Raw genomic sequence first — 24563 nt, forward strand, 5'->3', positions numbered from 1 at the left:
CATTGCAAGAGGAAAGAAATTCTTTAAAATATTTTAAATTTATTTCATGGAGCATTTTTACTTTAGTTCTGATTTTTATTTTAATTCGTTATGATGGGCTTGCCAATCTTTTAGCAGGAGTGGCAATACTTCTTATTGGAATGACTAATTTAGGTATAGGTTTTAAAGCTTTTAGTGGTGGTTTGCTTGAAAAAATTTTAGCAAAGTCAACTGATACAAAGATAAAAAGTATACTTTTTGGTACTTTAAGTACTTTAATTATGCAATCTTCAACTTTAGTTTCTATTATTACGATTTCTTTTTTGAGTGCAGGGCTTATTTCTTTAGGTGCGGGCATAGGGATTATTTTTGGAGCAAATTTAGGAAATACGGCAAGTTCTTGGCTGATTGTTGGTTTGACAAATATTAAAATTTCAATGTTAGCTATCCCACTTTTGATTATTGGAGTATTATTTTTCTTTCAAAAAGATAGTGTTTTAAAGGGTTTGGGTAATATTTTTATTGGTATAGGATTTTTCTTTTTGGGTGTGGATTATATTAAAAGTGGTTTTGAAAATTTTAAACATATAATTGATCTTTCTCGCTTTGATTTTGCTGGTTTTAAAGGAGTTTTTGTTTTTTTAGGATTGGGTGCTTTGCTTACAGGAGTTATACAATCAAGCACAGCTACAATGGCTATTATTGTTGCTGCTTTACTTGCTGGACAAATCAGTTTGGAAAATTCCTTAGCAGCAACTTTAGGTACTAGTGTTGGAGGGGTTGTAACGGCTGCTTTAGCTTCTTTAAGTACCAATATTGAAGGAAAGAAATTAGCGTTTGCAAATTGTATTTTTAATTTTGGTATAGCTTTTTTAATAGTGCTTATTTTTCCTTATTTTATACATTTTCTTAATTTTTTATCCATTGTATTAAACATAGAAGATATAGCTTTGAAAGTAGCATTATTTCACACTTTGTTCAATTTAATTGGTGTTGTGCTTTTTTCATTCTTTACTCCTCAAATTGTTCTTTTTTTAAATAAGTTGGTAAAAGCTCCTAAAGATAAGAATAAAGACAAACCTTTATATCTTGATAGTAGTTTGGTTAAGTTTAGCGACACAGCCATCGAAGCTTTAAGGAAAGAAAGCGAGCATCTTTATAACAATACCTATGCAATTGTTGCTCATGCTATAGGTTTTAGTCGTAAAGATATACAAAGTGATAAAAGTTTTAAAGAAATTTTAGAAAATAAAAGGTGGTTTAGTAAAAATGTGGATTTGGACTATTTGTATCAAACTAGGATAAAGGTTCTTTTTGAAGCTATTATTGATTTTTCAACTAAAGCACAAGTTTATATTAACGATGAAGCAAAGAATCATAAAATTTTTACCTTTAAGATGGCAGCTAAAAATTTAGCCGAAACAACTAAAAATTTAAAAATTATCCAAGCAAATATTAAGAAATATTCTAGTTCTTCTAATGAATTTTTGGCTTTAGAGTATAATAAAATTAGATCGAATTTAGGAGAGCTTTTAAGAAGTATCGAAGAGCTTAGAGTGGTTGAAGATCGTGAAAAGCTTTATTTGATTATTAAAAATCTTCAAAAAGGAAAAGAAATTTTAAAAGAAATCGATACTTTAACCTTGAGCAATGTTGAACATCTTATTTCGGTAAGAAAAATCACAACAGCTGAAGGAATTTCAATACTTAATGATACAACTTTTGCTGCTAAGATTGCTGAAGAACTTATAGGTGCTGTTGAGGTGATATTTTCTAAAGATATATCAAACTAGTTGTTTGTGCTAGTTTGGTTATTGTCTTGTATAGGCGTTAGAAATTCTTCATTGATTAAAATATCAACAACATCTTTAAACATAGGCAAAGCGCTTTGTGCAGCATAATAACTATAAGGTTTAGTAGGATGTCTTACGAGAACTCCTATGGTATAGGCGTGATTTAAATCATTTGCAAAACCAAAAAAGGATGCATTGTAGCGATTTGAGGTGTAACCTTGTCTTTCGGCTATTCTTGCCGTTCCTGTTTTACCTCCTGCAATAATACCTTGTGTAATTGCTTTTTTTCCTGTTCCTTTTTCTATAACATTTATAAGAACATTTTGCATCGTTTTAGCAGCTTCGCTAGAAAGAATTTTTTCTTTTTTTACATCATTATCAAGATTTGTAAAGCGTCCATTTTGATAGAATTTTTCAGCTAAACGCGGTGTGATATAAAACCCATCATTGTTGAAAACATTATAAGCCGCAAGGAGTTGTATAAAGGTTGTTTTAAGTCCATAACCATAACTTAAAACAGATTTTTCTATATCTCTTAAGCGCTTAGGATTTGGAATTTCTCCTTTTTGTTCATAGGGTAGGTCAATACCACTTTTTTCGCCAAATTTAAATATTTTAAGTCCTGATACGATTTCTATATTGTTAAGTCTTTTAGCAATTTGTATCATGCCTATATTTGAAGAATATCTTATAACTTCCTCCATAGTCATTTTGTCCATTTTGTGATCGTCTTTGATGGTGAAACGTCCTAGCTTATAAGAACCGCCATAAGTATTAATTACTTCATCCATTTTTATTTTACCAAGTCTTAAGGCTGTTGTAAAGATAAAAGGTTTGATAACAGAACCTGCTTCATAGCCGTATTCTATAGCGCTTGCATTAAGAACTGATAGATCTTTTCCACGATTTTGCGGGTCATAGCGCCTTGAGCTTGCTAAAGCTAAAATTCTTCCTGTTTTGCTTTCCATTACCCCAACGATGATTTCATTGGCTTTTAAATCCTCATTTCTTTGATCTATGGCTTTTTCTATGCTTTTTTGTAGTTTTAAAGAAAGATTTAAATATAAATCACAACCATTGATCTTTTTTTGTTGTAGTGAATTTAGATTTAAAATAATATTTCCACCTATATCTTTAAGTCCTTGAATTTTTTCATTTTGAACAGGACTTAGACATTCATCGTAGTATTTTTCTAAACCTTTAACTCCTATATTTTTTAAAATTCCACTTTCTGGATCTAATATCATTTTAGTATAACCGATAATAGGAGTAAAAGAATCTTTTGACATGTAAATTCTATCTTCTTCATGTTCGATGATATTTAATCCTCTTGTTTCAACTCTTCCAGAATTATTTGTAAAAGCTTTGAAAAAGCCTTGTATATAAAGTTTTTTAGCAAGGTCTTTAAGGTAGCTTGCTTGCTTGGAATCTAAGTTTTGTAAAAGAACAAAATTATAAGAGCGTTTTTTTTGATTTTGCATTCTTTTTTTAATATCTGCTATTTGATCGTTACTTATCCCACTATAAATTTGAAAAAGCTTTAAAAATAGATCAAATTTATCTTTGTTGATACTTCTAAGATCAATTTCAGCGCGATAAATTTGTTTAGAACTTGTGATAGTAAAATTATCTTTAGTTATAATCGATCCTCTTAGAGCAAGAGCATATTGATCTTTTTCAGTGTTAGGTATATGACGTTTTGATGTAAGAAAAAAAGTAGAGCTGATAAAAATAATCATAAACAAAAGTGCCATGCAGTAGGCAAAGGCAACTTTTGAAACCCTATTTTTTTTATATTCTTGCATTAGGGTTTAAATTTGAGTTCTTGTGATTTCTTTATAAGCACTGATCGCTTTATTTCTTACTTCTAGCATAAATTTCATACTGCTTTCAGCTTTAGTGATAGCTATAGCTGCTTGATGTAAATCTTTTACTTGTCCTGTGGCAATGTCTGTCATTGCAGCTTCTCCACTTTCTTGTGCTTTATTTAAATCATCGATTTCATTTTTAAGCATCTTGGCAAATTCATCACCAATTCCTGTGGAATTTTGACTTTTGTTGGTATTTGAAATATTATTATTTAATCTTAAATCATTAATATTGTTCATTTTTTATTATCCTCTTAATAAATCAATCGCACTTTGAGCTATAGTTTTTGCACTTGTAAAAGCACTTACATTGGCTTGATAAGCTCTTGTAGCTTCAATCAAATCTGCCATTTCAATAACAGGATTTACATTTGGATACGCTACATAACCTTCAGCATTTGCATCAGGATGGCTCGGATCATACTTCATGCGAAAATCTTTGTCATCTCTGACCACTTTATCCACTACAACACTTTGAATAGCAGGTTTAGCTTCTTCTGGCGAACTTGGATCATTTAAAGGATTTTCATATTTTAAAAAATTATTATCTTTGTTAATTTGCTCATTTAAAAGCTTATCAAAATCTGTTGCTTTAAAGATCACTTCGCGTCTTCTATAAGGCCCACCCTCAGCTGTTCTTGTAGTGTTTGCATTAGCTATATTAGAGCTAATAACATTCATTCTAAAACGTTGAGCACTTAAACCATAACCACTAATATCAAAATCACTTAAGTATGCCATAATTTACCTTTAACTTAATTTAGAGCTTGCGTCAAGTATAGAACTAAAGATATTGCTTTGTCTTCTTAAAACTCCATCAAGAGCTGTTATCATAACTGTATTTTTGCTCATTTCTGTGGTTTCTACATCTAGATCAACAGTATTTGCATCATTTCTTGCTAAATGTCCGTCTCTTAAGTAAATAGTAGATTTACTAGGATCTGGAAATTTCCAAGGTTTTTGATGTCCTTCTTCAGTTACGGCTAATTGCAATTCTTTATTATCATTTTTTTTAAAAATTTCATTTGCACGATTTACCAAAGCTGTTTCAAATTCAATATCTCTTGCTTTATAAAAAGGAGTATCAACATTTGCAAGATTGGCATTGATGAGTTGATTTCTTAGATTTCTACCCGCTAAAGCACCAGTGACTAGTTCTTTTGACTTAAATGGGTTAATCATTTTTTATCCTTTTTATAATTTTTAATATTAGCAAGCAAATACTGTTCCAATTTAATTATTTTGTATAAAAATATCAAAATTATTTTCCTTTTTGTAAATTTATAGCTTTATTGTGATCATCTATATTTGTGTTAAAAATATGAACTCCAGTATTTTTATCACGCACAAAATATAAATAATCTGTTTTTAAAGGAAAAATAGCTGCACGAATAGCAGCTAAAGAAACATTACAAACCGCTTCTTTAGGCAATCCCGTAAATTTATAGGTATTATAAGAGCTATTATCTTGTCTTATTCTTTGTGGGGTAACTTTTACATGGGAGTAAATTCCATAATTTAAAGTTCCATCCATTTGAAGCTTCATACCTTTTTTAAGTCGATTGTAAATTACGCTTGCAACTATAGGCATTTCATTTTCATTGGCAGCTTCTTTTTGTATTACAGAAGCGATGATGATATATTGGTGCCATTTTTTTGGATTATAATCCCCAAAAATTTTCTCAGAAGTTTTTTTATTGGAAATTTCAGCATGATTTAAAAGCATTTGAATGAGTAGATTTTCTGTAATGCCTTTTGGGATTTTATAAGTTTCTGGTAAAAAAACTCCTTCATCATAAGGAGCTTGAGCTTGAAATTCTTTTAAAAGTATATCTTTATCAAGTCCAAGTTGTTTGGCTGCTTGTTCTAAAAAGATTACACTTGTTTCCCCTGGGATAAGAGTAATGGTTTGAAGTGCTGCTTTAGCAATAGTGAGTTTATGTAGAAATTCAGCTCTATTTAAATCTTTTGTACCTATGTTGATCCAGCCTGATTGAGGGTGTCCTAAAAAAAATAAAATATATTTATCAATACTACTCATCTGATATTTATTTTGCTTTAAATATGTTATAATTTGAGAAATTGAACCTTGGGGAATAAATACCACAGAATTGCTTTTTAAAGGCTGAGTTAGATAATAAAAAATCCCCAAAATAAATATCAAAAAGAAGTTGCGTATGAAAAAGAAAATTTTATATATTGTTGTATTTTTTGTTGTGCTTATATTAGCTTTGTTTATAGTGCTTAAAAATGGGATTGTCATCTCTAGTATCCAATTTGATTTTTTAAAATTAGAACAATTATATATTAAATTAGATAAAAAATTAATTGTACGAGCAAAAAATATCACTATAAATGAGACTCAAAATTCCGAAATTTCATCACAAACTCACTCTTCTGATAATGCTTCAACAGAGATTTTAAAAATAACAAAAAATTTAAAATATCTATATACTTTTGTTGAAGAGATTGATATACAAAATTTAAATATAAAAGATAATCATGTGCGTATTTTATTTAAAGATAATGAATTTTTTATAGATAATGATTTATTGTTTTTAAAATTAACATTACAGCGTCAAAATAAAGAACTTATAGCTGGTATTAAAAAACTTTTATTAAAAGATTATGATTTAAATATTGATGGAAATTTAAGTATCAATACTAAGAGCGAGTTTTATTATTTTCAAGGTAGAGCAACTGGAGAATTGCTTGACTTTAACGCAAGTATCTCTTACAAAGATAAAAATTTAGCTTATAAAATAGAAGATTTAAATATTAGAAATATTACGGAAATTTTTAAAAGAGTTAATAAAAGAATAGAACTTCCACAGAGTTTAAATCTTTGGATGGCATATAGGGCTAAGGGAGAATTTTATCATTTAGATTATTTGCAGGGCTTTATAGATTTTACTAAAAATAATTATTATTTAGACAATATTAGCGCATCAGGTTATGTTAATAATGTCAAAGTTCGTTTGGATGATAAAATGAATGCTATTGAAATTCCAAAACTCGATTTAAATTTAAACAAACAAAAGCTTGATTTTGTCTTTAATAAAGCTTTCTATAATGGTGCTGATTTAAGTTCTAGTAAGGTTTATCTATATGATTTATTTGATGAAAAAAAAGCTGGGATTTATTTGCGTATTAAGTCTAATAATCTAAAATTTGACGAAAAACTTGCTAAAGCTTTGGAAGATTATCATTTTTCATTACCTTTTTATCAAAAAAGCGGAAAAATTAAAAGTGATTTAGAGCTTAAAATTGATTTTCATGATAAGGGTGAAATTTTTTATAGTGGTATTTTAGCTTTAGAGAATGCTAGTATTTCTTTGGCTGATTTTAATATTGCAAAAGCATTTGTCAAATTAAATCAAAATAATTTAAATATAGAAAATGCTAGTGTTGAAAATGGCTTTTTAAAAGCTGATTTTAATGCTAAATTTGACTTGCAAAAACAGCAAGGAAATTTCAATACTCAGATTTCAAGGCTTTATTTTGACAATGGGGAGCTTTTAGATTTAAAAAATCAAAATGTAGAAGTAAAATTAGATTATTCGCAAAATGTTAACATTAGCATTCCTCAGTGGAATTTGATTTTAAATTTTAAAGATGGACTTGAGGCTAATCTTAGTAATCCTAAGATTTTATTTTCATTTTCTCCATTGCTTAAAAAGTTTGGGTTTATCGATGCTAAAAATGTTTATTATAAAACTTTAAATTTCGAAGATTTTAATGCAAGCGTTAATGATGCTTATTTTAAAAATAATTTACTTATCAACGGTCAAACTCCTTATGAAAATGATAGCTTTGATATTGTAAAAAATAAAGGCATTATAGAAATTCATACTCAAAGTGATACAGCAAGTGCTAAAATAAGTTCTGATAATAAAGAAATTCATTTGAAAAATTTAAGTTATATTTATAGAAAAGATTCCAACTCTTCAAATTCAACATTTGATATTTCTACTAATACCCAAAATATTAGTTTTGGTGGAGCAAATGTAGCTTTAATTTTGCCAGATTCTAATAAAACTTTGGCTTTTGATAGGGTAGAGGCTGATTTAAAAGGCAATGCTTTGGATCTTAAAGGTTCTAGAGGAAATGCAAAATTTGATCTTTATTATTCTTCTAATGATTTAAATTTAAACGTTAGCAATATTGATGATAATTATTTAAATGAGTTTTTACAAAAACAAGCTGTTCAAGATGGAGTGTTTAACTTAAGTATAAAAGGAAGTGGATTGGAGTATTTTGACGGACAGATCGATTTTAAAAACACTTATGTGAAGGATTTAAAAGGTGTAAATCAGCTTATTTCCTTTATTGATACTGTACCAAGTTTATTGATGTTTAAATCTCCAACTTTTAATCAAAAAGGTTTAAGCTTGCATGATGGAAAGATTATTTTTAATAGGAAAAAAGATCTTTTAAGTGTTTCAGCTATTAATTTAAATGGCGATAGTGTAGATATATATGGTTTAGGATCAGCAAATTTAAGATTAAATACAGTGGATTTTAGTTTAGAGCTTAAAACTTTAAAATCAGCTTCAGAAGCTATATCCAAGGTTCCAATTTTAAATTATGTAATTTTAGGTAAAAATCAAGAAATTAGCACAAACTTAAAAATAGATGGAAGTATAGATGATCCTAAATTTCATACCGAAATTTTAACAGATACTCTAAAAACCCCTTTTAATCTTATTAAAAATATCATACAACTTCCTGCTAATTTACTTAATTAAAAATATTTAAAGTTTGTTTGAAAACTAAAACAAACTTTAAACTTACTCTTGCATTTTTTTTTATTTGTAATATACTTAAAAATGAAAATAAAAATAAGTATTTTAAAGGACTAAAAATGCAAATTACTTATACCTTAACAGATGAGTCTCCAGCTCTTGCGACTTATTCGTTTTTGCCTATAGTGAAAGCTTTTTTAAGTAGGGCACATATAGGAGTAAAAACCTCGGATATTTCTTTATCTGGAAGGATTTTAGCTACTTTTAGTGAGTATTTAAAAGAGGAACAAAGATGTGAAGATGCTTTAGAGCTTTTAGGCGAGCTTGTCAAAAGATCGGATGCAAATCTTATTAAAACCCCAAATATTTCAGCTTCTATTCCTCAGCTTAAGGCGGCGATTAAAGAATTGCAAGATAAGGGTTACATGTTACCAAATTACCCAGATGAGCCAAAAAATGATGAAGAATTGCAAATTAAAACAAAATATCAAAAAGTTTTAGGTTCAGCGGTTAATCCTGTATTAAGACAAGGAAATTCAGATCGTCGTTCAACAAAAGCGGTAAAAGACTATGCAAAAAACAATCCTTATCGTGTGGTTGAGTTTAATCCAAACTCAAAAACTCGTGTTTCTTACATGAAAGAAGGGGATTTTTTCTCTAATGAAAAAGCGGTTTTAATCGATCAAGATTGTGTGGCTAATATAGAATTTACAAGCGTTGATGGTAAAAATGAAATTTTAAAAGAGGGCTTAAAACTTGAAAAAAATGAAATTTTAGACGCTACTTTTATGGATGTGCAAAAACTTCAGGAATTTTATGCAAAAGAAATTAAAGCAAGCAAAGATGATGATGTGCTTTTTTCTTTGCATTTAAAAGCTACAATGATGAAAGTAAGTGATCCTATACTTTTTGGCTATGCGGTAAAAGTATTTTTTAAAGAATTATTTATCGAATTTCAAGATGAATTTGAAAAATTAGGTATTAATCCAAATAATGGTTTAAGTGAGCTTTTAAGTAAGATCGAAAATTCAAGCAAAAAAGATGAAATTTTACAAAAATACAATGAAATTTTAGCTAAATCTGCAGATATTTCTATGGTAAATTCAGATAAAGGTATTACAAATCTTCATGTTCCAAGCGATGTTATTGTTGATGCTTCTATGCCTGCAATGCTTAAAAATGGCGCAAGATTGTGGGATAAGGAAGGTAAGGAAAAGGACACAAATGCCGTAATTCCTGATCAAACTTACGCAACTATTTATGAGGCGGTTATTGAAGATTTGCATAAAAATGGTACTTTAAATCCTTCAAAACTTGGCAGTGTATCTAATGTAGGTTTAATGGCTAAAAAGGCTCAAGAATATGGCTCGCACGATAAAACCTTTGTGGCTAAAGAAGAAGGAGCTTTTAAAATAGTTTCTAACGGTAAAGTTTTATTAGAACATAAGGTTAGAAAAGGTGATATTTATAGAGTTAATCAGGCTAAATTTGATGCGGTGCTAAATTGGATTGATTTAGGTATAGAAAGATCAGAACTTAGTGGAGTCGAAGCTATTTTTTGGTTAGATAGCAAAAGAGCTAGTAATAAAATCATGATAACTTTGGTACAAAATCGTTTAAAAGAAAAGGGTAGAAATATAGCCATTTTAGCTCCAAAAGAAGCTTGTTTAAGAAGTTTAGAGTTAATCCGAGAAGGTAAAGATGTTATTTCTATCACGGGTAATGTTTTAAGGGATTATTTAACCGATCTTTTTCCTATTTTAGAGCTTGGAACAAGTGCAAAAATGCTTTCTGTTGTGCCTATGTTAAAGGGTGGAGCTATGTTTGAAACAGGAGCAGGGGGTTCAGCACCTAAACAAGTAGAACAATTAGTCGAAGAAAATCATCTGCGTTGGGATAGTTTGGGTGAATTTTTGGCTTTGCAAGCAAGTTTGGAATTTTATGCAAATAAGTGTAGTCATCATAAAGCTAAGGTTTTAGCAGAATGTCTTGATGAGGCTATAGGCGAATGGCTTGAAAATAATAAAGCTCCATCAAGAAAAGTTAAAGAAGATGACAATAGAACAAGTCATTTTTACTTAGCAATGTATTTTGCAAATCATTTAGCAAGACAAGCAAGTGATATGGAGCTTCAAAGCTTTTTTAAAGATATTGCCCTAGAGCTTTCTTCTAATGAAGAAAAAATCAGAGCCGAATTTAATGATGCACAAGGTGTGAAAGTGGATTTGGGTGGATATTATAAATTTGATGATGAAAAAGCAAATAAAATCATGCGTCCAAGTGCAACTTTTAACGCTATTTTAGAAAAAATAGGACAAAGATGAAAATTACTGTTATAGGGGCTGGTAATGTGGGCTCAAGCGTAGCTTATGCTTTGATTTTAAGAGAAATAGCAAATGAAATTGTTTTAGTAGATATCAATGAGGATTTACTTTATGCAAAAGAACTAGAACTTACTCAAAGCATAGCTGCTTTAAATTTAAATATAGATTTACTTTGCACTAAAGATTATACTCATACCAAAAATTCAGATATAGTGCTTTTTAGTGCAGGTTTTGCTAGAAAAGATGGGCAAAGTAGAGAAGAATTGCTTCAGTTGAATACAAGCATTATGCTTGATTGCGCTAAAAAAATTAAAGATTTTACAGAAGATCCGCTTTTTATTATTTTAACTAATCCTGTGGATTTTCTACTTAATACTCTTTATGAAAGCGGAATTTTTTCATCAAAGAAAATTATAGCCATGGCGGGAGTTTTAGACAATGCAAGATTTAAGTATGAGCTTGCCAAAAAACTTAATGTCAAAATGTCAAGCGTGGATACAAGACTTATTGGTTTTCATAATGATGATATGGTTTTGGTAAAATCTTACGCAAGTGTTAAAAATAAAAATATAAGCGAATTTTTAAATGAAGAAGAATTTGATGATTTGGAAAATGAAGTTAAAACAGGTGGAGCTAAAGTAATTAAACATCTTAAAACTTCAGCTTATTTAGCCCCTGCTAGTGCTTGCATAAGAATGCTTGAGTCCATAAGAAGTGGCGAGTTTTTACCTATGAGTGTGATTTTACATGGAGAATTTGGAGTGCAAAACAAAGCCTTGGGAGTTATGGCAAGATTAGGACTTGAAGGTGTGATTGAAATCATGAGATTAGATCTTAGTTTGCAAGAAAAAGACAAATTAGAAAAATCTTTAATCAAATATCAATATAAAGGAGAATAAATGAACATACATGAGTATCAAGCAAAAGCAATTTTTGCAGACAATGGCATCCCTACCTTAAAGGGAAAAGTTGCATTTAGCGTAGATGAAGCTGTGGCTAATGCTAAAGAATTAGGCGGTAGTGTTTGGGCAGTTAAAGCTCAAATTCACGCAGGAGGCCGTGGTCTTGGTGGTGGTGTTAAAATCGCTAAGAATTTAGATGAGGTAAAAGATTACGCAAGTAAAATTTTAGGAATGAATTTAGTAACTCATCAAACAGGACCTGAAGGTAAGCTTGTACAAAAACTTTATATAGAAAGTGGTGCTAATATAGTAAAAGAGTATTATTTGGCTATTTTATTTAATAGAATGGCAGAGCAAATTACCATTATCGCTTCAAGTGAAGGAGGGATGGATATAGAAAAAGTAGCCAAAGAAAGCCCTGAAAAAATTGCAAAAGTAGGTATTGATCCACAAATTGGATTTAAAATGTTTCATGGACTTGAAGTAGCGAGAGTTTTAGGACTTGATAAAGATGAAGGCAAAAAACTCATTTCTATGATAGCTAAACTTTATAAGCTTTACATGGATAAAGATATGAATATGCTTGAAATCAATCCTTTAATTAAAACTGCAGAAGGAGATTTTTATGCTCTTGATGCAAAATGCAGTTTTGATGATAGTGCACTTTATCGTCATCCTGAAATTGCTGAACTTAGAGATATTACCGAAGAAAATCCTGCTGAAAGAGAAGCGGCTGAATTTGGCTTAAGCTATGTGAAATTAGATGGAGATGTAGCTTGTATGGTAAATGGCGCGGGTCTAGCAATGGCAACTATGGATATTATTAATTATAGTGGTGCAAAACCTGCAAATTTCTTAGATGTAGGTGGGGGAGCTTCTCCTGAAACTGTTGCAAAGGCTTTTGAAATTATTTTAAGAGATAAAAATGTAAAAGTTATATTTATTAATATCTTTGGTGGCATTGTTCGTTGTGATAGGATAGCAAATGGAATTTTAGAAGCTACTAAGAATGTTGAGGTAAATATTCCAATTGTAGTGCGTCTTGATGGCACTAACGCAGCAGAAGCAAAGACAATTTTAGATAATTCAAATCTTAAAAATATCAAAGCAGCAACCAATCTTAAAAACGGTGCAGAGCTTGTAAAAAGTTTAGTAGGATAAGGATAGAAAATGAGTATATTGGTTAATAAAAATACAAAAGTAATAGTTCAAGGTTTTACGGGTAAAGAAGCAACTTTTCACGCTGAGCAATGCATGGCTTATGGTACAAATATAGTTGGAGGTGTCACCCCTCATAAAGGCGGACAAACTCATTTAGGTAAACCAGTTTTTGATACCGTTGCAGATGCGGTTAAAGCAACAAAGGCTGACGTGAGCTTGATCTTTGTACCTGCTTTTGCTGTGGGTGATAGCGTGATTGAAGCAGCCGATGCGGGTATTAAGCTTGCAGTTGTAATCACAGAGCATACACCTGTAAAGGATATGATGTTTGCTAAGCAATATGCTAATAAAAAGGGTATGAAAATCATTGGACCAAATTGTCCAGGTATTATCACTTCTGAAGAATGCAAATTAGGAATTATGCCAGGTTTTATTTTTAAAAAAGGTTGCGTGGGGCTTATTTCAAAAAGTGGAACTTTAACTTATGAAGCTGCTAATCAGGTAGTTCAAGGTGGTTATGGAATTTCTACTGCAGTAGGAATTGGCGGTGATCCTATCATAGGTCTTGCTTATAAAGAACTTTTAAGTGAATTCCAAAAAGATGATGAAACTAAAGCTATTGTAATGATAGGTGAAATTGGTGGTAGTTTGGAAGTGGAAGCGGCTAAATTTATTAAAGAAAATATTAGCAAACCTGTGGTAGCATTCATTGCAGGTGCAACTGCTCCAAAAGGTAAAAGAATGGGGCATGCAGGTGCCATAGTAGGAAGTGCTGATGAAAGTGCTGTGGCTAAAAAAGAAGCTTTGAAAAGTTACGGAATTCATGTGGTGGATTCTCCGGCTTTAATTGGTGAAGAAATTCAAAAAATATTAGGTTGATAAAGGAAAAACATGAGTATGACAGCTCCAAAAGATACCCCTGTTTGGGTAGATGAGCATAGATGCAAAGCATGCAATATTTGTGTTAGCTATTGCCCCGCTGGGGTTTTAGCTATGCGCGATGATGTGCATGCGGTTTTAGGACAAATGATAGAGGTGGTACACCCTGAATCCTGTATAGGCTGTACTGAGTGTGAGACACATTGCCCTGATTTTGCTATTATGGTGGCAAAAAGAGATGAATTTAAATTTGCCAAACTTACTGCTGAGGCTAAAGATAGAGCTGTAGCCGTAAAAAATAACAAATACAAAAAATTAGCATAGGAAAAATAATGAGAGAAGTTATAGCAACAGGTAATGTTTTAATCGCCAAAGCTGCGATTGATTGTGGATGTAAATTTTTTGGAGGTTATCCTATTACTCCTAGTAGTGAGATAGCTCATGAATTAAGCCATATGCTTCCTGCAAATGATGGAACTTTTATACAAATGGAAGATGAAATTTCAGGTATTAGCGTGGCTATTGGTGCGGCAATGAGTGGAGTAAAATCCATGACTGCAAGTAGCGGTCCAGGAATTTCTTTAAAAGCGGAGCAAATAGGACTTGCATTTATTGCTGAAATTCCACTTGTGATTGTAAATGTTATGAGAGGTGGTCCTTCGACAGGTCTTCCAACTCGTGTAGCACAAGGAGATTTGTTTCAAGCTAAAGCACCAACTCATGGGGATTTTGCAAGCATTGCTATTGCTCCTGCAAGTCTTGAAGAAGCTTATATAGAAACCATTAGAGCGTTTAATTTAGCTGAAAAATATATGACTCCAGTATTTTTACTTATGGATGAAACTGTAGGGCACATGAATGGTAAAGCGGTTTTACCTGATTTAAAAGATATTAAAGTGTATAACCGTAAAAAATTTGAAGGAGACAAAAAGGATTATAAACCTTATGCAGCAGGAGAAAATGAGCCTGCAACTTTAAATCCTTTCTTTACAGGTTATCGTTATCATGTTACAGGACTTCATCATGGAGATATAGGTTTTCCAACTGAAGATGGAGTTATAGTGAAAAAAAATATGGAAAGACTCATAGGTAAAATAAAAAACAATCAAGAAGATATTTGTGCTTATGAAGAGTATATGCTTAATGATGCTGAATTTTTAATCATTGCTTATGGAAGCGTAAGTCGTTCAGCAAAAGAAGCTATACAAAGATTAAGAGAGCAAGGGATTAAAGTGGGACTTTTCCGTCCAATTACTCTTTATCCAGTGGCTGAGAAAAAAATCGCTGAAGTTGTAAGCAAATTTAAAAAAGTAATGGTAAGCGAGCTTAATATGGGACAATATCTTGAAGAGATTGAAAGAGTAACTTCGCGTCGCGATTTTATTAGCTTGCACCGTGCAAATGGTCGTCCTATCACTCCAAGTGAAATTATTGCTAAGGTAAAGGAGAATATATAAATGGCTTTTAATTATGATGAATATCTAAGAGTAGATAAAATGCCTACTCAGTGGTGCTGGGGATGTGGTGATGGCGTTGTTTTAAAATGTATTATCCGTGCAATAGAAAAACTCGGTTGGAATATGGATGATGTTTGTCTTGTTTCGGGTATAGGTTGTAGTGGTAGAATGAGTTCTTATGTAAATTGCAATACAGTTCATACAACTCATGGTAGGGCAATAGCCTATGCAACAGGTATTAAATTAGCCAATCCTAGTAAACATGTTATTGTAGTAAGTGGAGATGGGGATACTTTGGCAATTGGTGGAAATCATACCATACATGGTTGTCGTAGAAATATTGATTTAACCCACATTGTGATCAATAATTTTATCTATGGACTTACGAATTCACAAACAAGCCCAACCACTCCAAAAGGTTTTTATACAGTAACAGCTCAATTTGGAAATATTGACCCTAATTTTGATGCGTGTGAATTAACTAAAGCTGCAGGAGCTTCTTTTGTGGCAAGGGGTAATGTGATTGAAGCTAATAAGCTTGAAAATTTAATTTATAAGGCTCTAGCGCATAAGGGTTATAGTTTTGTAGATGTTTTTTCAAATTGTCATATCAATCTAGGTAGAAAAAATAAAATGGGCGAAGCTGTAGCTATGCTTGATTGGATTAAAAATCGCGTTGTGGATAAAGCTAAATTTGAAAGCATGGATTTTGAAGAAAGAAAAGATAAATTTCCAACAGGAATTTTACATGAAGATAATTCTCAGCCAGAATACTGCCACGCTTATGAAGAAGTACGTCGTGCAGCCAAAGAAAAAAGAATGGTGGATTTAGGAGCTTTAAAATGAAATATCAATTAAGATTTGGTGGTGAAGGCGGACAAGGTGTTATCACCGCAGGAGAAATTTTAGCAGAAGCAGCCATTAAAGAAGGTCGCCAAGCTTTTAAGGCTTCAACTTATACTTCACAAGTGCGTGGTGGCCCTACTAAGGTGGATATTATCATTGATGATAAAGAAATTTTATTTCCTTATGCTGTAGAAGGGGAGATAGACTTTATGCTTTCGACTGCAGATAAGGGCTATAAAGGTTTTCGTGGCGGTGTAAAAGAAGGAGGCATCATAGTTGTAGAGCCAAATTTGGTACATCCTGAAAGTGAAGATTATAAAAAATGGCAAATTTTTGAAATTCCTATTATTACCATAGCTAAAGATGAGGTAGGAAATGTGGCTACTCAATCAGTTGTAGCACTTGCAATTGCTGCTTATATGAGCAAATGTATAGATTTAGATGTTTTAAAGGAAACTATGCTTCATATGGTTCCTGCAAAAACTCGTGACGCAAATGCTAAAGCTTTTGATTTGGGTGTAAAATACGCCACTCAAGCAAAACCACATTCATAATAAATTCCGCACCATGCGGAATTTAACTTCTAAAATTTTACATATTGCAAATAAAATTTAAATTTTAATTATTTTAATTTAGCTACTTTTAACGATTAAAATTTTATAATCAAAAACTTATATTTTCAAGGAAAATTAATGGATTTTTTTGATGAATTGTTTAATAAAACTCCAAAAGAAAAATTTATAGAAATTATACAAAATGGAAATTTAGGAGCCTTAGAAAAAGTTTTTGAGGAATTTTTTGCTGATCATATTGCCATGGTAGAACTTTTAGAAAAACAAGGTTTAACAGAAATGGATGTAAAAAATTTCATATTAGAAAATGGTGATTTTATAGAAGAAAGGCAAAATGATATTTATATAGAATTAGGCGCAAAAATTTTAGGACACGAAGGCTAAAATTGTTTAAAATAAGCCCTTGTTTAATTTGTATTTTTTTTATTTTTAGCAATGTTTTAGCATCTGAACCAACTTTTGATTATACTTATAAATTTATACTTAAAAAAGATGAGAGAGCTAGTGTGCAGATTAAAGAAATAGGCTATGAAGATAAGGTGCAAAATTTTGATTTTTATTGGACTTTGTTTGATAATACTAATATCATCGTACATTCGAAATTTCGCAAATATCCGCGTCAATTTGTGATGAGTTTAAGAAGAAATTTAGATTGGGTAACTCAAACTTTAATACCTGATTATACCAATCCACATATTGATAGAGCAAGACTGATTTTAGAATTTAGTGCTTATAATAAAGGTTTGGCAACTTTTACAGTTTATATAGAAGATAAGGAATCTCGTTTAATGGTAGAATTTTTAGATCCGAGAAAAAAAGCTTTACAAAATCCACCGCAAAACAATCAGGTTGTTCCTATGATTAATTTTAACGAACCTCAGGTAAAACCATTAACAAACAAAGAAAATAATAATAGCAATTAACAAGGAAAAGATAGTGCAAAAAATAGATGAATTAATAAAACAGTTTTTACAAGAACTTGGCTATGAACCTATTTTAAATATGCTTTCAAATGTAAAATCAGGAAAGAAATTACGCTCTAAATTATTATTAGCTATCGCAGATGAGAGTGAGATTGCTTTTAAAATTTGCGCAGCTATAGAATTGATACATCTTGCTAGTTTGTTGCATGATGATATTATCGATGAGAGTGAATTAAGGCGTGGAGCAAGATCTGTTAATGCTGAATTTGGCACAAAAAATGCTCTTATGTTGGGCGATATTTTGTATTCAAAAGCCTTTTATGAATTAAGCAAAATGGATACTAGATTTGCAAGTATTATTTCAGATGCTGTTGTAAAGCTTGCTATAGGCGAACTTATGGATGTTGATTTGGGAGAGAAATTTAATATCAATAAAGAAGCTTATTTGAAAATGATCTATAATAAAACAGCTGTTTTGATCGAAGCAAGTGCGAGATGCGGAGCTATTTTGGCTGGATTATATGAAAAAGATTTTGCAGAATATGGAAAAAATTTAGGACTCGCTTTTCAGATGATTGATGATATTTTAGATATTAAGAGTGATGAAAAAATTCTTGGAAAACCTGCTATGAATGATTTTAAAGAGGGTAAGACTACCTTACCTTATATTTATCTTTATGAAAATTTACAAGAACAAGATAGGATATATTTGCAGACTTTATTTAAAAAAGATTTAAATAAAAATGAAAAAGAGTGGCTAAAAACTAAATTTGAAGAACAAAAAGCTTTGGAAAAAGCTATTTTAGAAGCTAAAACTTATGCAAAAAAGGCTAGTAAAGCGATTGAAAAATATGATAATAACAAGCTTAATGATATTATTAAAGCTATGATAGATAGGGAATTTTAATGTATTATTGTATATCTTTTACTCATAAAAATACAGATATTGCCTTAAGGGAAAAGTTAAGCTTTTCCAATGAAGCTAAAAAAAGTGAGTTTTTAAAAATCATTAGCACTCATGAAAATATTGAAGAATGTTTGGTTATAAGTACTTGCAATCGTGTTGAAATTGTTGCTTTTGTAAAAATGGCCTGTGCGGAGTTTATTGTTAAATCTTTGGCTTTGCTTTGTGATGTGGATAAAGATATTTTACTTGAAAAAGCTGATATTTTTGAAGATAGTGGAGCAATCCATCATCTTTTTTCCGTAGCAAGTTCTTTGGATAGTTTGGTGGTTGGAGAAACTCAGATAGCAGGACAATTAAAAGATGCCTTTGCTTTTGCCGTAAAAAATAATTTTTGCGGAGTGCACCTTTCACGAGCAGTACATAGTGCTTTTAAATGTGCTGCTAAGGTACGCAATGAAACTCAAATTTCTAAAAATCCTATTTCTGTGTCCAGTGTTGCTGTGGCAAAAGCAAAAGAACTTGCAGATTTAACACAGAAAAAAGCTGTTGTTATTGGAGCTGGAGAGATGGGGGAACTTGCAGCAAAACATTTAATTGCTGCGGGTGCTAAAGTGATTATTTTAAATCGTGATTTACAAAAAGCCAAAGATTTGTGCGAGAGACTTGGTGTTTTAAGCGAATATGATAGTTTAGAAAATTTAAAAAAATATTTAAATCAATACGAGTTTTTTTTCTCAGCTACCAATGCACCAAATGCTATTATTACAAATGCTTTAATAGAAGAACTTCCTTATAAAAGGTATTTTTTTGATATTGCAGTTCCAAGGGATATTGATATCAATGAAAATGAAAATATATCTGTTTTTGCCGTAGATGATCTTGAGATTGTGGTTCAAAAAAATTTAGCACTAAGAGAACAAGAAGCTCGTATGGCTTATGGGATAATAGGTCGTGAAACAAGTGAATTTTTTAGATATTTAAACGATTTGGCTTTGATGCCTATTATCAAAGCTATACGCTTGCAAGCTAAAGAATATGCAGATAAACAACTTGAAATTGCGTTAAAAAAAGGATACTTGAAAAAATCCGACAAAGAAGAGGCTAGAAAGTTGATTCATCAAGTTTTTAAGGCTTTTTTACACACACCTACTGTAAATTTGAAGCATTTACAAGGTAAAATGCAAAGCGATACAGTGATTAATGCTATGCGTTATGTTTTTGATTTGCAAAATAATCTTGAAGGTTTAAATCAATATAAATGTGAATTTGATATGGAGAATAATGATGAGATTTACTAAATTTTATGCACCAAGCTTAAAAGAAGCGCCAAAAGATGCGAGTTTACCTAGTCATATTTTTTTAACGCGTGCAGGTTTTGTAGAACAAATTGGTAGTGGACTTTATAATTTCTTGCCTTTGGGAAAAAGAGTTTTAGACAAGATTAAAAATATAGTTAAAGAAGAAATGGATAAGGCTGGAGCACAAGAAGTAAATCTTAGTTTTATCACTCCTGCAAGTTTGTGGCAAGAAAGTGGGCGTTATAATGTTTTTGGAAAAGAACTTCTGCGTTTTAAAGACAGAAAAGAAAATGAATTTGTTTTAGGTCCAACACATGAAGAAGCTATGCTTTCTTTGGTAAAAAACAAAATCACAAGCTATAAACAACTTCCTTTGCATTTATATCAAATTGGACTTAAATTTCGTGATGAAGCAAGACCTAGATTTGGGCTTTTAAGATGTCGTGAATTTTTAATGAAAGATGGATACAGTTTTCATGCTAATGAAGAAGATTTAGGGCGTGAGTTTGAGCTTATGTATAAAACTTATTCTCAAATTTTACAAAGAATGGGACTTGATTTTAGAGCAGTTGAAGCTGATAGTGGGGCTATTGGTGGAAGTGGTTCTAAGGAATTTATGGTTTTAGCAAAAAATGGGGAAGATGATATTTTAATTTGTGAAAATTGTGATTATGCAGCTAATGTTGAAGCTGCAAAAAGAGCTAAAAAAACTTGTCAAGATGAGCGTCCTGAAGCAAATTATGCAAGTAAATTTCACACTCCAAATATTAAAACTATAGATTCTTTAGCACAATTTTTTAAAATCAATGCTTTTTATACGATTAAAGCAGTGGTAAAAAAAGCTATTTACGAAAATGAAAGCAAATTAGTTGTGTTTTTTATAAGAGGAAGTGATGATTTGCAAGAAATCAAGGCTCAAAATGCTTGCAATGCCCTTGAACTAGTCGATGCAAGCGAAGAAGAATTAGAAAAAGCTGGTTTAGTAGCTGGTTTTATAGGTTTTGTGGGATTAAAAGATATAGATTTTTATATAGATTTTGAGCTTGAAAACGAAAAACAAATGATTATGGGTGCGAATGAAAAAGATTATCATTTAATCGGCATTGATGTTGTAAATTTAAACAAAGATCGTTTTAAAGATTTGATTGAAGTTAAAGAAGGGGATTGCTGTGCTAAATGTGGAGCAAAATTAAAACAAAGCAAAGGTATAGAAGTAGGGCATATTTTTAAACTAGGACAAAAATATTCCAAAGCGATGAATGCAAATTTTTTAGATGAAAATGGCAAAAGTCAACCTTTTTATATGGGATGTTACGGCATAGGTGTTTCACGCTTGTTGGCTGTAGCTATTGAAGCAAGTCATGATGAAAAAGGATGTATTTGGAATAAAACTTTAGCTCCTTTTGTGCTTGAAATTATTGTTTCAAATCTCAAAGATGAAAAGGCTTTAGAATTTGCTAATAAGCTTTATGAGGATTTAACCAATCTTGGATTAGAAGTATTGCTTGATGATAGAAATGAGCGTTTTGGGGTTAAAATGAATGATTTTGAACTTATGGGTTTTCCTTATGCGTTAGTTATTGGTAAAGGATTAGAAAAGAATGAAATAGAGCTTATCCAAAGAGAAGGTTTGATAAAAGAGCTTATAAAAACTGATGAACTTATGGAAATTCTTAAAAAGAAAGTGTTATGAATTATAAATTAAGTTTAAGCCCTTTATTTGTACTTGAAATTATTGCAAGTATACTTTTTATAGTGTTTTTTGGTTTTGGTAATTTTTTATTTTTCATACTTTTGAGTATGATTTTTGGTGCGGTTTTATTGGGAATTTTTTGGAAAAATATGCTTGAATTTCAAATGGGTGGCTTAAAGGATATGTTAACACAATTTTCTTTTGTTATCGCAGGGTTTTTACTTGTTTTTCCAGGGATTATTACAAGCGTTTTTGGAATTTTTGTATTTTTCTTTGGTATTGCTTTGAAAATAATGACTAAATCAAAATATCAATACACTAAGCAAGAGTATCAAAATTCTAATGAAGAAATCATTGATGTTGAAATTATAGAGGATAGAAAATGAAGCTTATTATCGCAACAAGAAAAAGTCAATTAGCTCTTTGGCAAAGTGAACATGTAGCCCAAATTTTAAAAAATACACATCAAATTGAAGTGCTTTTAGAAGGTTTTAAAACAAAAGGCGATGTTTTGCTGGATTCTCCTTTGGCAAAAATTGGCGGCAAAGGACTTTTTACAAAAGAACTTGAAGAAAGTATGCTAAGAAAAGAAGCACATTTGGCGGTGCATAGTTTAAAAGATGTGCCTAGTTTTTTTCCTCAAGGTTTAGTTTTGGCAGCGGTAAGTAAAAGAGAGCAAAGTAATGATGCCATGCTAAGTCAAAATTATAAAGATTTTCTTTCTTTGCCAAAAGGTGCAAAAATAGGCACTACTAGTGTTAGACGTAAAATGCAGCTTTTATTGTTAAGACCTGATTTAGAGATTATTTCTTTGCGCGGTAATGTTAATTCTCGTATAGAGAAATTAAAAAATAATGATTTTGATGCGATTATTTTGGCAATGGCGGGAATTAAACGCTTAAACTTAGATAAGCAAGTGAATTTTGTTTATGAATTTAGCAAGGATGAACTAATCCCTGCAGCCTCTCAAGGAGCTTTAGGTATAGAAAGTATAAATGATGAAAAAATTTTAGAACTTTTAAAATGTTTAAATGATGAAAATGCTTTGATTGAAACAAGCATTGAAAGAGAATTTATTGCTACTTTAGAAGGGGGTTGTCAAGTTCCCATAGGTATTAACGCAGAGCTTTTAGGAGATGAAATTTGTGTGCGTGCAGTGCTTGGACTACCCGATGGAAGAGAAATTTTAAAAGATAAAAGAATGATTAAAAAAGATGATTTTAAAGGTTTTGGAGAGAGTTTGGCTAAGGAGTTTATTGCTAAAGGTGCTAAAGAACTTTTAAAAAAAGCTGAGAGCATGCTATGAAAGAATTTATTCAAATTTTAAAAGAAAATGATCTTTTAAGGGTAATTGAAGAGCCTGTAGATGTAGATCTTGAAATCGCTCATTTAGCCTATATAGAAGCTAAAAAAGGAGAAAAAGGTAAGGCTTTATTGTTTAAAAATCCTATAGATAAAAAATTAAATAAACAATATAAATTTCCTGTTTTGATGAATACTTTTTGCAATGAAAAGGCTTTAAATTTAGCTTTTGGGCGTGATTATGAAGAGGTGGCTGAAGAAATTTCAAAACTCACCAAGCTTCATATTCCTACGAGTTTTAAAGCAAAAATGGATTTTTTTATGAATTTGTTAAGTTTTAAAAATGTTCCTCCTAAAAGACTGAAAAAAAATAAAGCCTTGTATGATTATGAAATTTTAAACTCTCTTGAAGAACTTCCAGTGCTTAGAACTTGGGAAGATGATGCGGGTAAATTTATCACCATGGGGCAAGTTTATACGCAAAATTTAGATAAAACTCAAAATAATCTTGGAATGTATCGTTTGCAAATGAGTGATAAAAATGAACTTTTAATGCATTGGCAAATTCATAAAGATGGGGCAAATTTTTACCACGAATACAAAAATGCTGGTTTTAAAAAAATGCCTGTAAGTATAGCTATAGGTGGAGATCCACTTTATATTTGGTGTTCTCAAGCACCTTTACCTAAGGGAATTTTTGAACTTTTGCTTTATGGTTTTATTAAAAAAACTCCTGCAAAACTTACCCCTTGTGAAAATGGTATTTTTGTACCTTATGATAGCGATGTAGTTATTGAAGGTTATGTGGATTTAGAAGAGTTTAAAATCGAAGGTCCTTTTGGAGATCATACGGGTTTTTACACTCCTGCTGAACTTTTTCCTGTGATGAAAGTGGAAAAAATTTATGCTAAAAAAGACGCGATCTATCAAGCAACGGTTGTAGGAAAGCCTCCTTTAGAAGATAAGATCATGGGGCTTGGTACCGAAAGAATTTTTTTACCCTTGCTTCAAACTTCAGTTTCTGATTTAATTGATTATAATATGCCTGAAAATGGGGTCTTTCATAATCTTATCTTGGCAAAAATTGATGCAAAATATCCCGCTCATGCGCAACAAGTTATGCATGCATTTTGGGGAGTGGGGCAAATGAGTTTTGTTAAACATGCAATTTTTGTAGATAAAAATGCACCTTCTTTGAAAGATTATGATGCTTTAATTCCTTATATTTTAAATCGTTTTGATACAAAGAAAATTTTAATTTCAGAAGGAATTTGTGATCAATTAGATCATGCTTCGCCTAATTCTTGTTTTGGGGGTAAAGCAGGACTTGATGCTTGTAAGGAAACACAACTAGAAGAGCTTGAAATTTTAGAAGATGAAAAATTGTTAGAACTTTTTAAAACCAAGGTAGAGCTTTTAAATTTAAAGCAATTTTATAAAGAAAGCAAAAGTCCTATAGTTTGCATTTTGCTTGATAAAAAAGAAAAAATCGAACAAAGTTTTAATAAACTTTTAGAATTTAAAAAACATTTTAGGATTTTAGTATTTTTGGATACCGAAAATAAGCTTGAAAACCCTTATATGCTTGTTTGGCGTGTGGTAAATAATATTGATGCTAAAAGAGATATTTTTATCAAAGAAGAAAGACTTGGAGTGGATGCAAGTGCTAAGGGTGAAGCTGAGGGTTATTTAAGAACTTGGCCTAAGCAAACAGATTGCACTAAAAGCGTGATAGAAGATTTAATCTTGCGTAATATTTTAGAAAACAATCCAGATCTTTTTAATAAATTTGAAATTTTTTAAGATAGTTGAGATTTTTTTAAAATTTTGGCACAGTTTTTGCTTATTGTTTTTTATATTGAAAAATAAATTTTTCTTTACTAGGTGTTCATAAATTTATAAATTTGTCGATAT

The 24563-nt window shown here is 31.0% G+C and carries 23 protein-coding genes; 18 read left to right on the plus strand and 5 right to left on the minus strand.

Going from position 1 to position 24563, the window contains the following annotated elements; genetic code table 11:
• Positions 1–2: 2 nt before the first annotated feature.
• Positions 3–1772 (plus strand): Na/Pi cotransporter family protein, encoded by a 1770-nt coding sequence (locus tag AJN58_RS02150; protein WP_070233416.1) that lies wholly within the window; start codon positions 3–5, stop codon positions 1770–1772.
• Here AJN58_RS02150 and AJN58_RS02155 read toward each other — a convergent pair.
• The 5 genes from AJN58_RS02155 to mltG form a co-directional block, all read right to left on the minus strand.
• Complete coding sequence (locus AJN58_RS02155; protein ID WP_044794220.1) at positions 1769–3577, minus strand: peptidoglycan D,D-transpeptidase FtsI family protein; 1809 nt, start codon at positions 3575–3577, stop codon at positions 1769–1771. The genes AJN58_RS02150 and AJN58_RS02155 overlap by 4 nt on opposite strands.
• 6 nt (positions 3578–3583) lie before the next feature.
• A complete protein-coding gene (gene fliE, locus AJN58_RS02160) occupies positions 3584–3880 on the minus strand; it encodes a flagellar hook-basal body complex protein FliE (RefSeq protein WP_002856884.1) in 297 nt (98 codons plus the stop codon).
• A gap of 6 nt (positions 3881–3886) precedes the next feature.
• The gene (flgC, locus tag AJN58_RS02165) at positions 3887–4381 is read right to left on the minus strand and encodes a flagellar basal body rod protein FlgC (RefSeq protein ID WP_002855235.1); all 495 of its coding nucleotides are present in this window, start codon (positions 4379–4381) and stop codon (positions 3887–3889) included.
• Positions 4382–4390: 9 nt separating this feature from the next.
• Positions 4391–4822, minus strand: coding sequence for a flagellar basal body rod protein FlgB (gene flgB / locus AJN58_RS02170; protein WP_002854879.1), 432 nt, complete (start codon positions 4820–4822; stop codon positions 4391–4393).
• A 79-nt stretch (positions 4823–4901) separates the two neighbouring features.
• A complete protein-coding gene (gene mltG / locus AJN58_RS02175; protein ID WP_044778761.1) occupies positions 4902–5903 on the minus strand; it encodes an endolytic transglycosylase MltG in 1002 nt (333 codons plus the stop codon).
• Here mltG and AJN58_RS02180 point away from each other — a divergent pair.
• The 17 genes from AJN58_RS02180 to AJN58_RS02260 all read left to right on the plus strand — a co-directional run bounded on the left by AJN58_RS02180 (position 5818) and on the right by AJN58_RS02260 (position 24452).
• Complete coding sequence (locus AJN58_RS02180; protein WP_070276572.1) at positions 5818–8388, plus strand: DUF3971 domain-containing protein; 2571 nt, start codon at positions 5818–5820, stop codon at positions 8386–8388. The two genes, mltG and AJN58_RS02180, sit on opposite strands and share 86 nt — an antisense overlap.
• Before the next feature lie 116 nt (positions 8389–8504).
• On the plus strand, positions 8505–10709 hold the full coding sequence (locus tag AJN58_RS02185) for an NADP-dependent isocitrate dehydrogenase (RefSeq protein WP_070286334.1): 2205 nt from the start codon (positions 8505–8507) through the stop codon (positions 10707–10709).
• Positions 10706–11608, plus strand: coding sequence for a malate dehydrogenase (locus AJN58_RS02190; RefSeq protein WP_052782883.1), 903 nt, complete (start codon positions 10706–10708; stop codon positions 11606–11608). Before AJN58_RS02185 ends, AJN58_RS02190 begins: the two co-directional genes overlap by 4 nt.
• Positions 11609–12772, plus strand: coding sequence for an ADP-forming succinate--CoA ligase subunit beta (gene sucC / locus AJN58_RS02195; RefSeq protein ID WP_002855069.1), 1164 nt, complete (start codon positions 11609–11611; stop codon positions 12770–12772).
• Between the two features lie 9 nt (positions 12773–12781).
• A complete protein-coding gene (gene sucD, locus AJN58_RS02200; RefSeq protein ID WP_002861259.1) occupies positions 12782–13651 on the plus strand; it encodes a succinate--CoA ligase subunit alpha in 870 nt (289 codons plus the stop codon).
• 12 nt (positions 13652–13663) lie between these two features.
• Positions 13664–13975, plus strand: coding sequence for a 4Fe-4S binding protein (locus AJN58_RS02205; RefSeq protein ID WP_002854819.1), 312 nt, complete (start codon positions 13664–13666; stop codon positions 13973–13975).
• A gap of 8 nt (positions 13976–13983) precedes the next feature.
• Positions 13984–15108 carry a 2-oxoglutarate synthase subunit alpha gene (locus AJN58_RS02210; protein WP_070233418.1) on the plus strand — a complete coding sequence of 375 codons (1125 nt, stop codon included), beginning with the start codon at positions 13984–13986 and terminating at the stop codon, positions 15106–15108.
• On the plus strand, positions 15109–15954 hold the full coding sequence (locus AJN58_RS02215) for a 2-oxoglutarate ferredoxin oxidoreductase subunit beta (RefSeq protein ID WP_002854895.1): 846 nt from the start codon (positions 15109–15111) through the stop codon (positions 15952–15954).
• A complete protein-coding gene (locus AJN58_RS02220; protein ID WP_002870949.1) occupies positions 15951–16508 on the plus strand; it encodes a 2-oxoacid:acceptor oxidoreductase family protein in 558 nt (185 codons plus the stop codon). The genes AJN58_RS02215 and AJN58_RS02220 overlap by 4 nt, the downstream gene beginning before the upstream one ends.
• Positions 16509–16646: 138 nt before the next feature.
• Positions 16647–16910, plus strand: a complete 264-nt coding sequence (locus AJN58_RS02225; protein ID WP_070233419.1) for a DUF2018 family protein — start codon at positions 16647–16649, stop codon at positions 16908–16910.
• A 2-nt stretch (positions 16911–16912) separates the two neighbouring features.
• Positions 16913–17449 (plus strand): hypothetical protein, encoded by a 537-nt coding sequence (locus AJN58_RS02230; protein WP_002870948.1) that lies wholly within the window; start codon positions 16913–16915, stop codon positions 17447–17449.
• 13 nt (positions 17450–17462) lie between these two features.
• A complete protein-coding gene (locus AJN58_RS02235; protein WP_070233420.1) occupies positions 17463–18356 on the plus strand; it encodes a hexaprenyl-diphosphate synthase in 894 nt (297 codons plus the stop codon).
• Positions 18356–19654 carry a glutamyl-tRNA reductase gene (gene hemA, locus AJN58_RS02240; RefSeq protein WP_053872533.1) on the plus strand — a complete coding sequence of 433 codons (1299 nt, stop codon included), beginning with the start codon at positions 18356–18358 and terminating at the stop codon, positions 19652–19654. The genes AJN58_RS02235 and hemA overlap by 1 nt, the downstream gene beginning before the upstream one ends.
• Positions 19638–21347 (plus strand): proline--tRNA ligase, encoded by a 1710-nt coding sequence (locus tag AJN58_RS02245; RefSeq protein WP_079860126.1) that lies wholly within the window; start codon positions 19638–19640, stop codon positions 21345–21347. The genes hemA and AJN58_RS02245 overlap by 17 nt, the downstream gene beginning before the upstream one ends.
• Entirely contained in the window at positions 21344–21733 is a 390-nt protein-coding gene (gene fxsA, locus AJN58_RS02250) for an FxsA family membrane protein (RefSeq protein ID WP_070233421.1), read from the plus strand. The genes AJN58_RS02245 and fxsA overlap by 4 nt, the downstream gene beginning before the upstream one ends.
• Complete coding sequence (gene hemC, locus AJN58_RS02255; RefSeq protein WP_070233422.1) at positions 21730–22653, plus strand: hydroxymethylbilane synthase; 924 nt, start codon at positions 21730–21732, stop codon at positions 22651–22653. The genes fxsA and hemC overlap by 4 nt, the downstream gene beginning before the upstream one ends.
• On the plus strand, positions 22650–24452 hold the full coding sequence (locus tag AJN58_RS02260) for a menaquinone biosynthesis decarboxylase (RefSeq protein ID WP_070233423.1): 1803 nt from the start codon (positions 22650–22652) through the stop codon (positions 24450–24452). The genes hemC and AJN58_RS02260 overlap by 4 nt, the downstream gene beginning before the upstream one ends.
• Positions 24453–24563 lie beyond the last annotated feature (111 nt).

It is taken from the genome of Campylobacter sp. BCW_4321, assembly GCF_001763075.1.
Lineage (GTDB): Bacteria > Campylobacterota > Campylobacteria > Campylobacterales > Campylobacteraceae > Campylobacter_D > Campylobacter_D jejuni.

Bases quoted from the DNA above. Each gene is read 5' to 3' on its own strand.
- AJN58_RS02155 (WP_044794220.1), bottom strand. From the start codon at position 3,577: ATGCAAGAATATAAAAAAAATAGGGTTTCAAAAGTTGCCTTTGCCTAC.
- fliE (WP_002856884.1), bottom strand. From the start codon at position 3,880: ATGAACAATATTAATGATTTAAGATTAAATAATAATATTTCAAATACC.
- flgC (WP_002855235.1), bottom strand. From the start codon at position 4,381: ATGGCATACTTAAGTGATTTTGATATTAGTGGTTATGGTTTAAGTGCT.
- flgB (WP_002854879.1), bottom strand. From the start codon at position 4,822: ATGATTAACCCATTTAAGTCAAAAGAACTAGTCACTGGTGCTTTAGCG.
- AJN58_RS02180 (WP_070276572.1), top strand. From the start codon at position 5,818: ATGAAAAAGAAAATTTTATATATTGTTGTATTTTTTGTTGTGCTTATA.
- mltG (WP_044778761.1), bottom strand. From the start codon at position 5,903: ATGACAATCCCATTTTTAAGCACTATAAACAAAGCTAATATAAGCACA.
- AJN58_RS02185 (WP_070286334.1), top strand. From the start codon at position 8,505: ATGCAAATTACTTATACCTTAACAGATGAGTCTCCAGCTCTTGCGACT.
- AJN58_RS02190 (WP_052782883.1), top strand. From the start codon at position 10,706: ATGAAAATTACTGTTATAGGGGCTGGTAATGTGGGCTCAAGCGTAGCT.
- sucC (WP_002855069.1), top strand. From the start codon at position 11,609: ATGAACATACATGAGTATCAAGCAAAAGCAATTTTTGCAGACAATGGC.
- sucD (WP_002861259.1), top strand. From the start codon at position 12,782: ATGAGTATATTGGTTAATAAAAATACAAAAGTAATAGTTCAAGGTTTT.
- AJN58_RS02205 (WP_002854819.1), top strand. From the start codon at position 13,664: ATGAGTATGACAGCTCCAAAAGATACCCCTGTTTGGGTAGATGAGCAT.
- AJN58_RS02210 (WP_070233418.1), top strand. From the start codon at position 13,984: ATGAGAGAAGTTATAGCAACAGGTAATGTTTTAATCGCCAAAGCTGCG.
- AJN58_RS02215 (WP_002854895.1), top strand. From the start codon at position 15,109: ATGGCTTTTAATTATGATGAATATCTAAGAGTAGATAAAATGCCTACT.
- AJN58_RS02220 (WP_002870949.1), top strand. From the start codon at position 15,951: ATGAAATATCAATTAAGATTTGGTGGTGAAGGCGGACAAGGTGTTATC.
- AJN58_RS02225 (WP_070233419.1), top strand. From the start codon at position 16,647: ATGGATTTTTTTGATGAATTGTTTAATAAAACTCCAAAAGAAAAATTT.
- hemA (WP_053872533.1), top strand. From the start codon at position 18,356: ATGTATTATTGTATATCTTTTACTCATAAAAATACAGATATTGCCTTA.
- AJN58_RS02245 (WP_079860126.1), top strand. From the start codon at position 19,638: ATGATGAGATTTACTAAATTTTATGCACCAAGCTTAAAAGAAGCGCCA.
- fxsA (WP_070233421.1), top strand. From the start codon at position 21,344: ATGAATTATAAATTAAGTTTAAGCCCTTTATTTGTACTTGAAATTATT.
- hemC (WP_070233422.1), top strand. From the start codon at position 21,730: ATGAAGCTTATTATCGCAACAAGAAAAAGTCAATTAGCTCTTTGGCAA.
- AJN58_RS02260 (WP_070233423.1), top strand. From the start codon at position 22,650: ATGAAAGAATTTATTCAAATTTTAAAAGAAAATGATCTTTTAAGGGTA.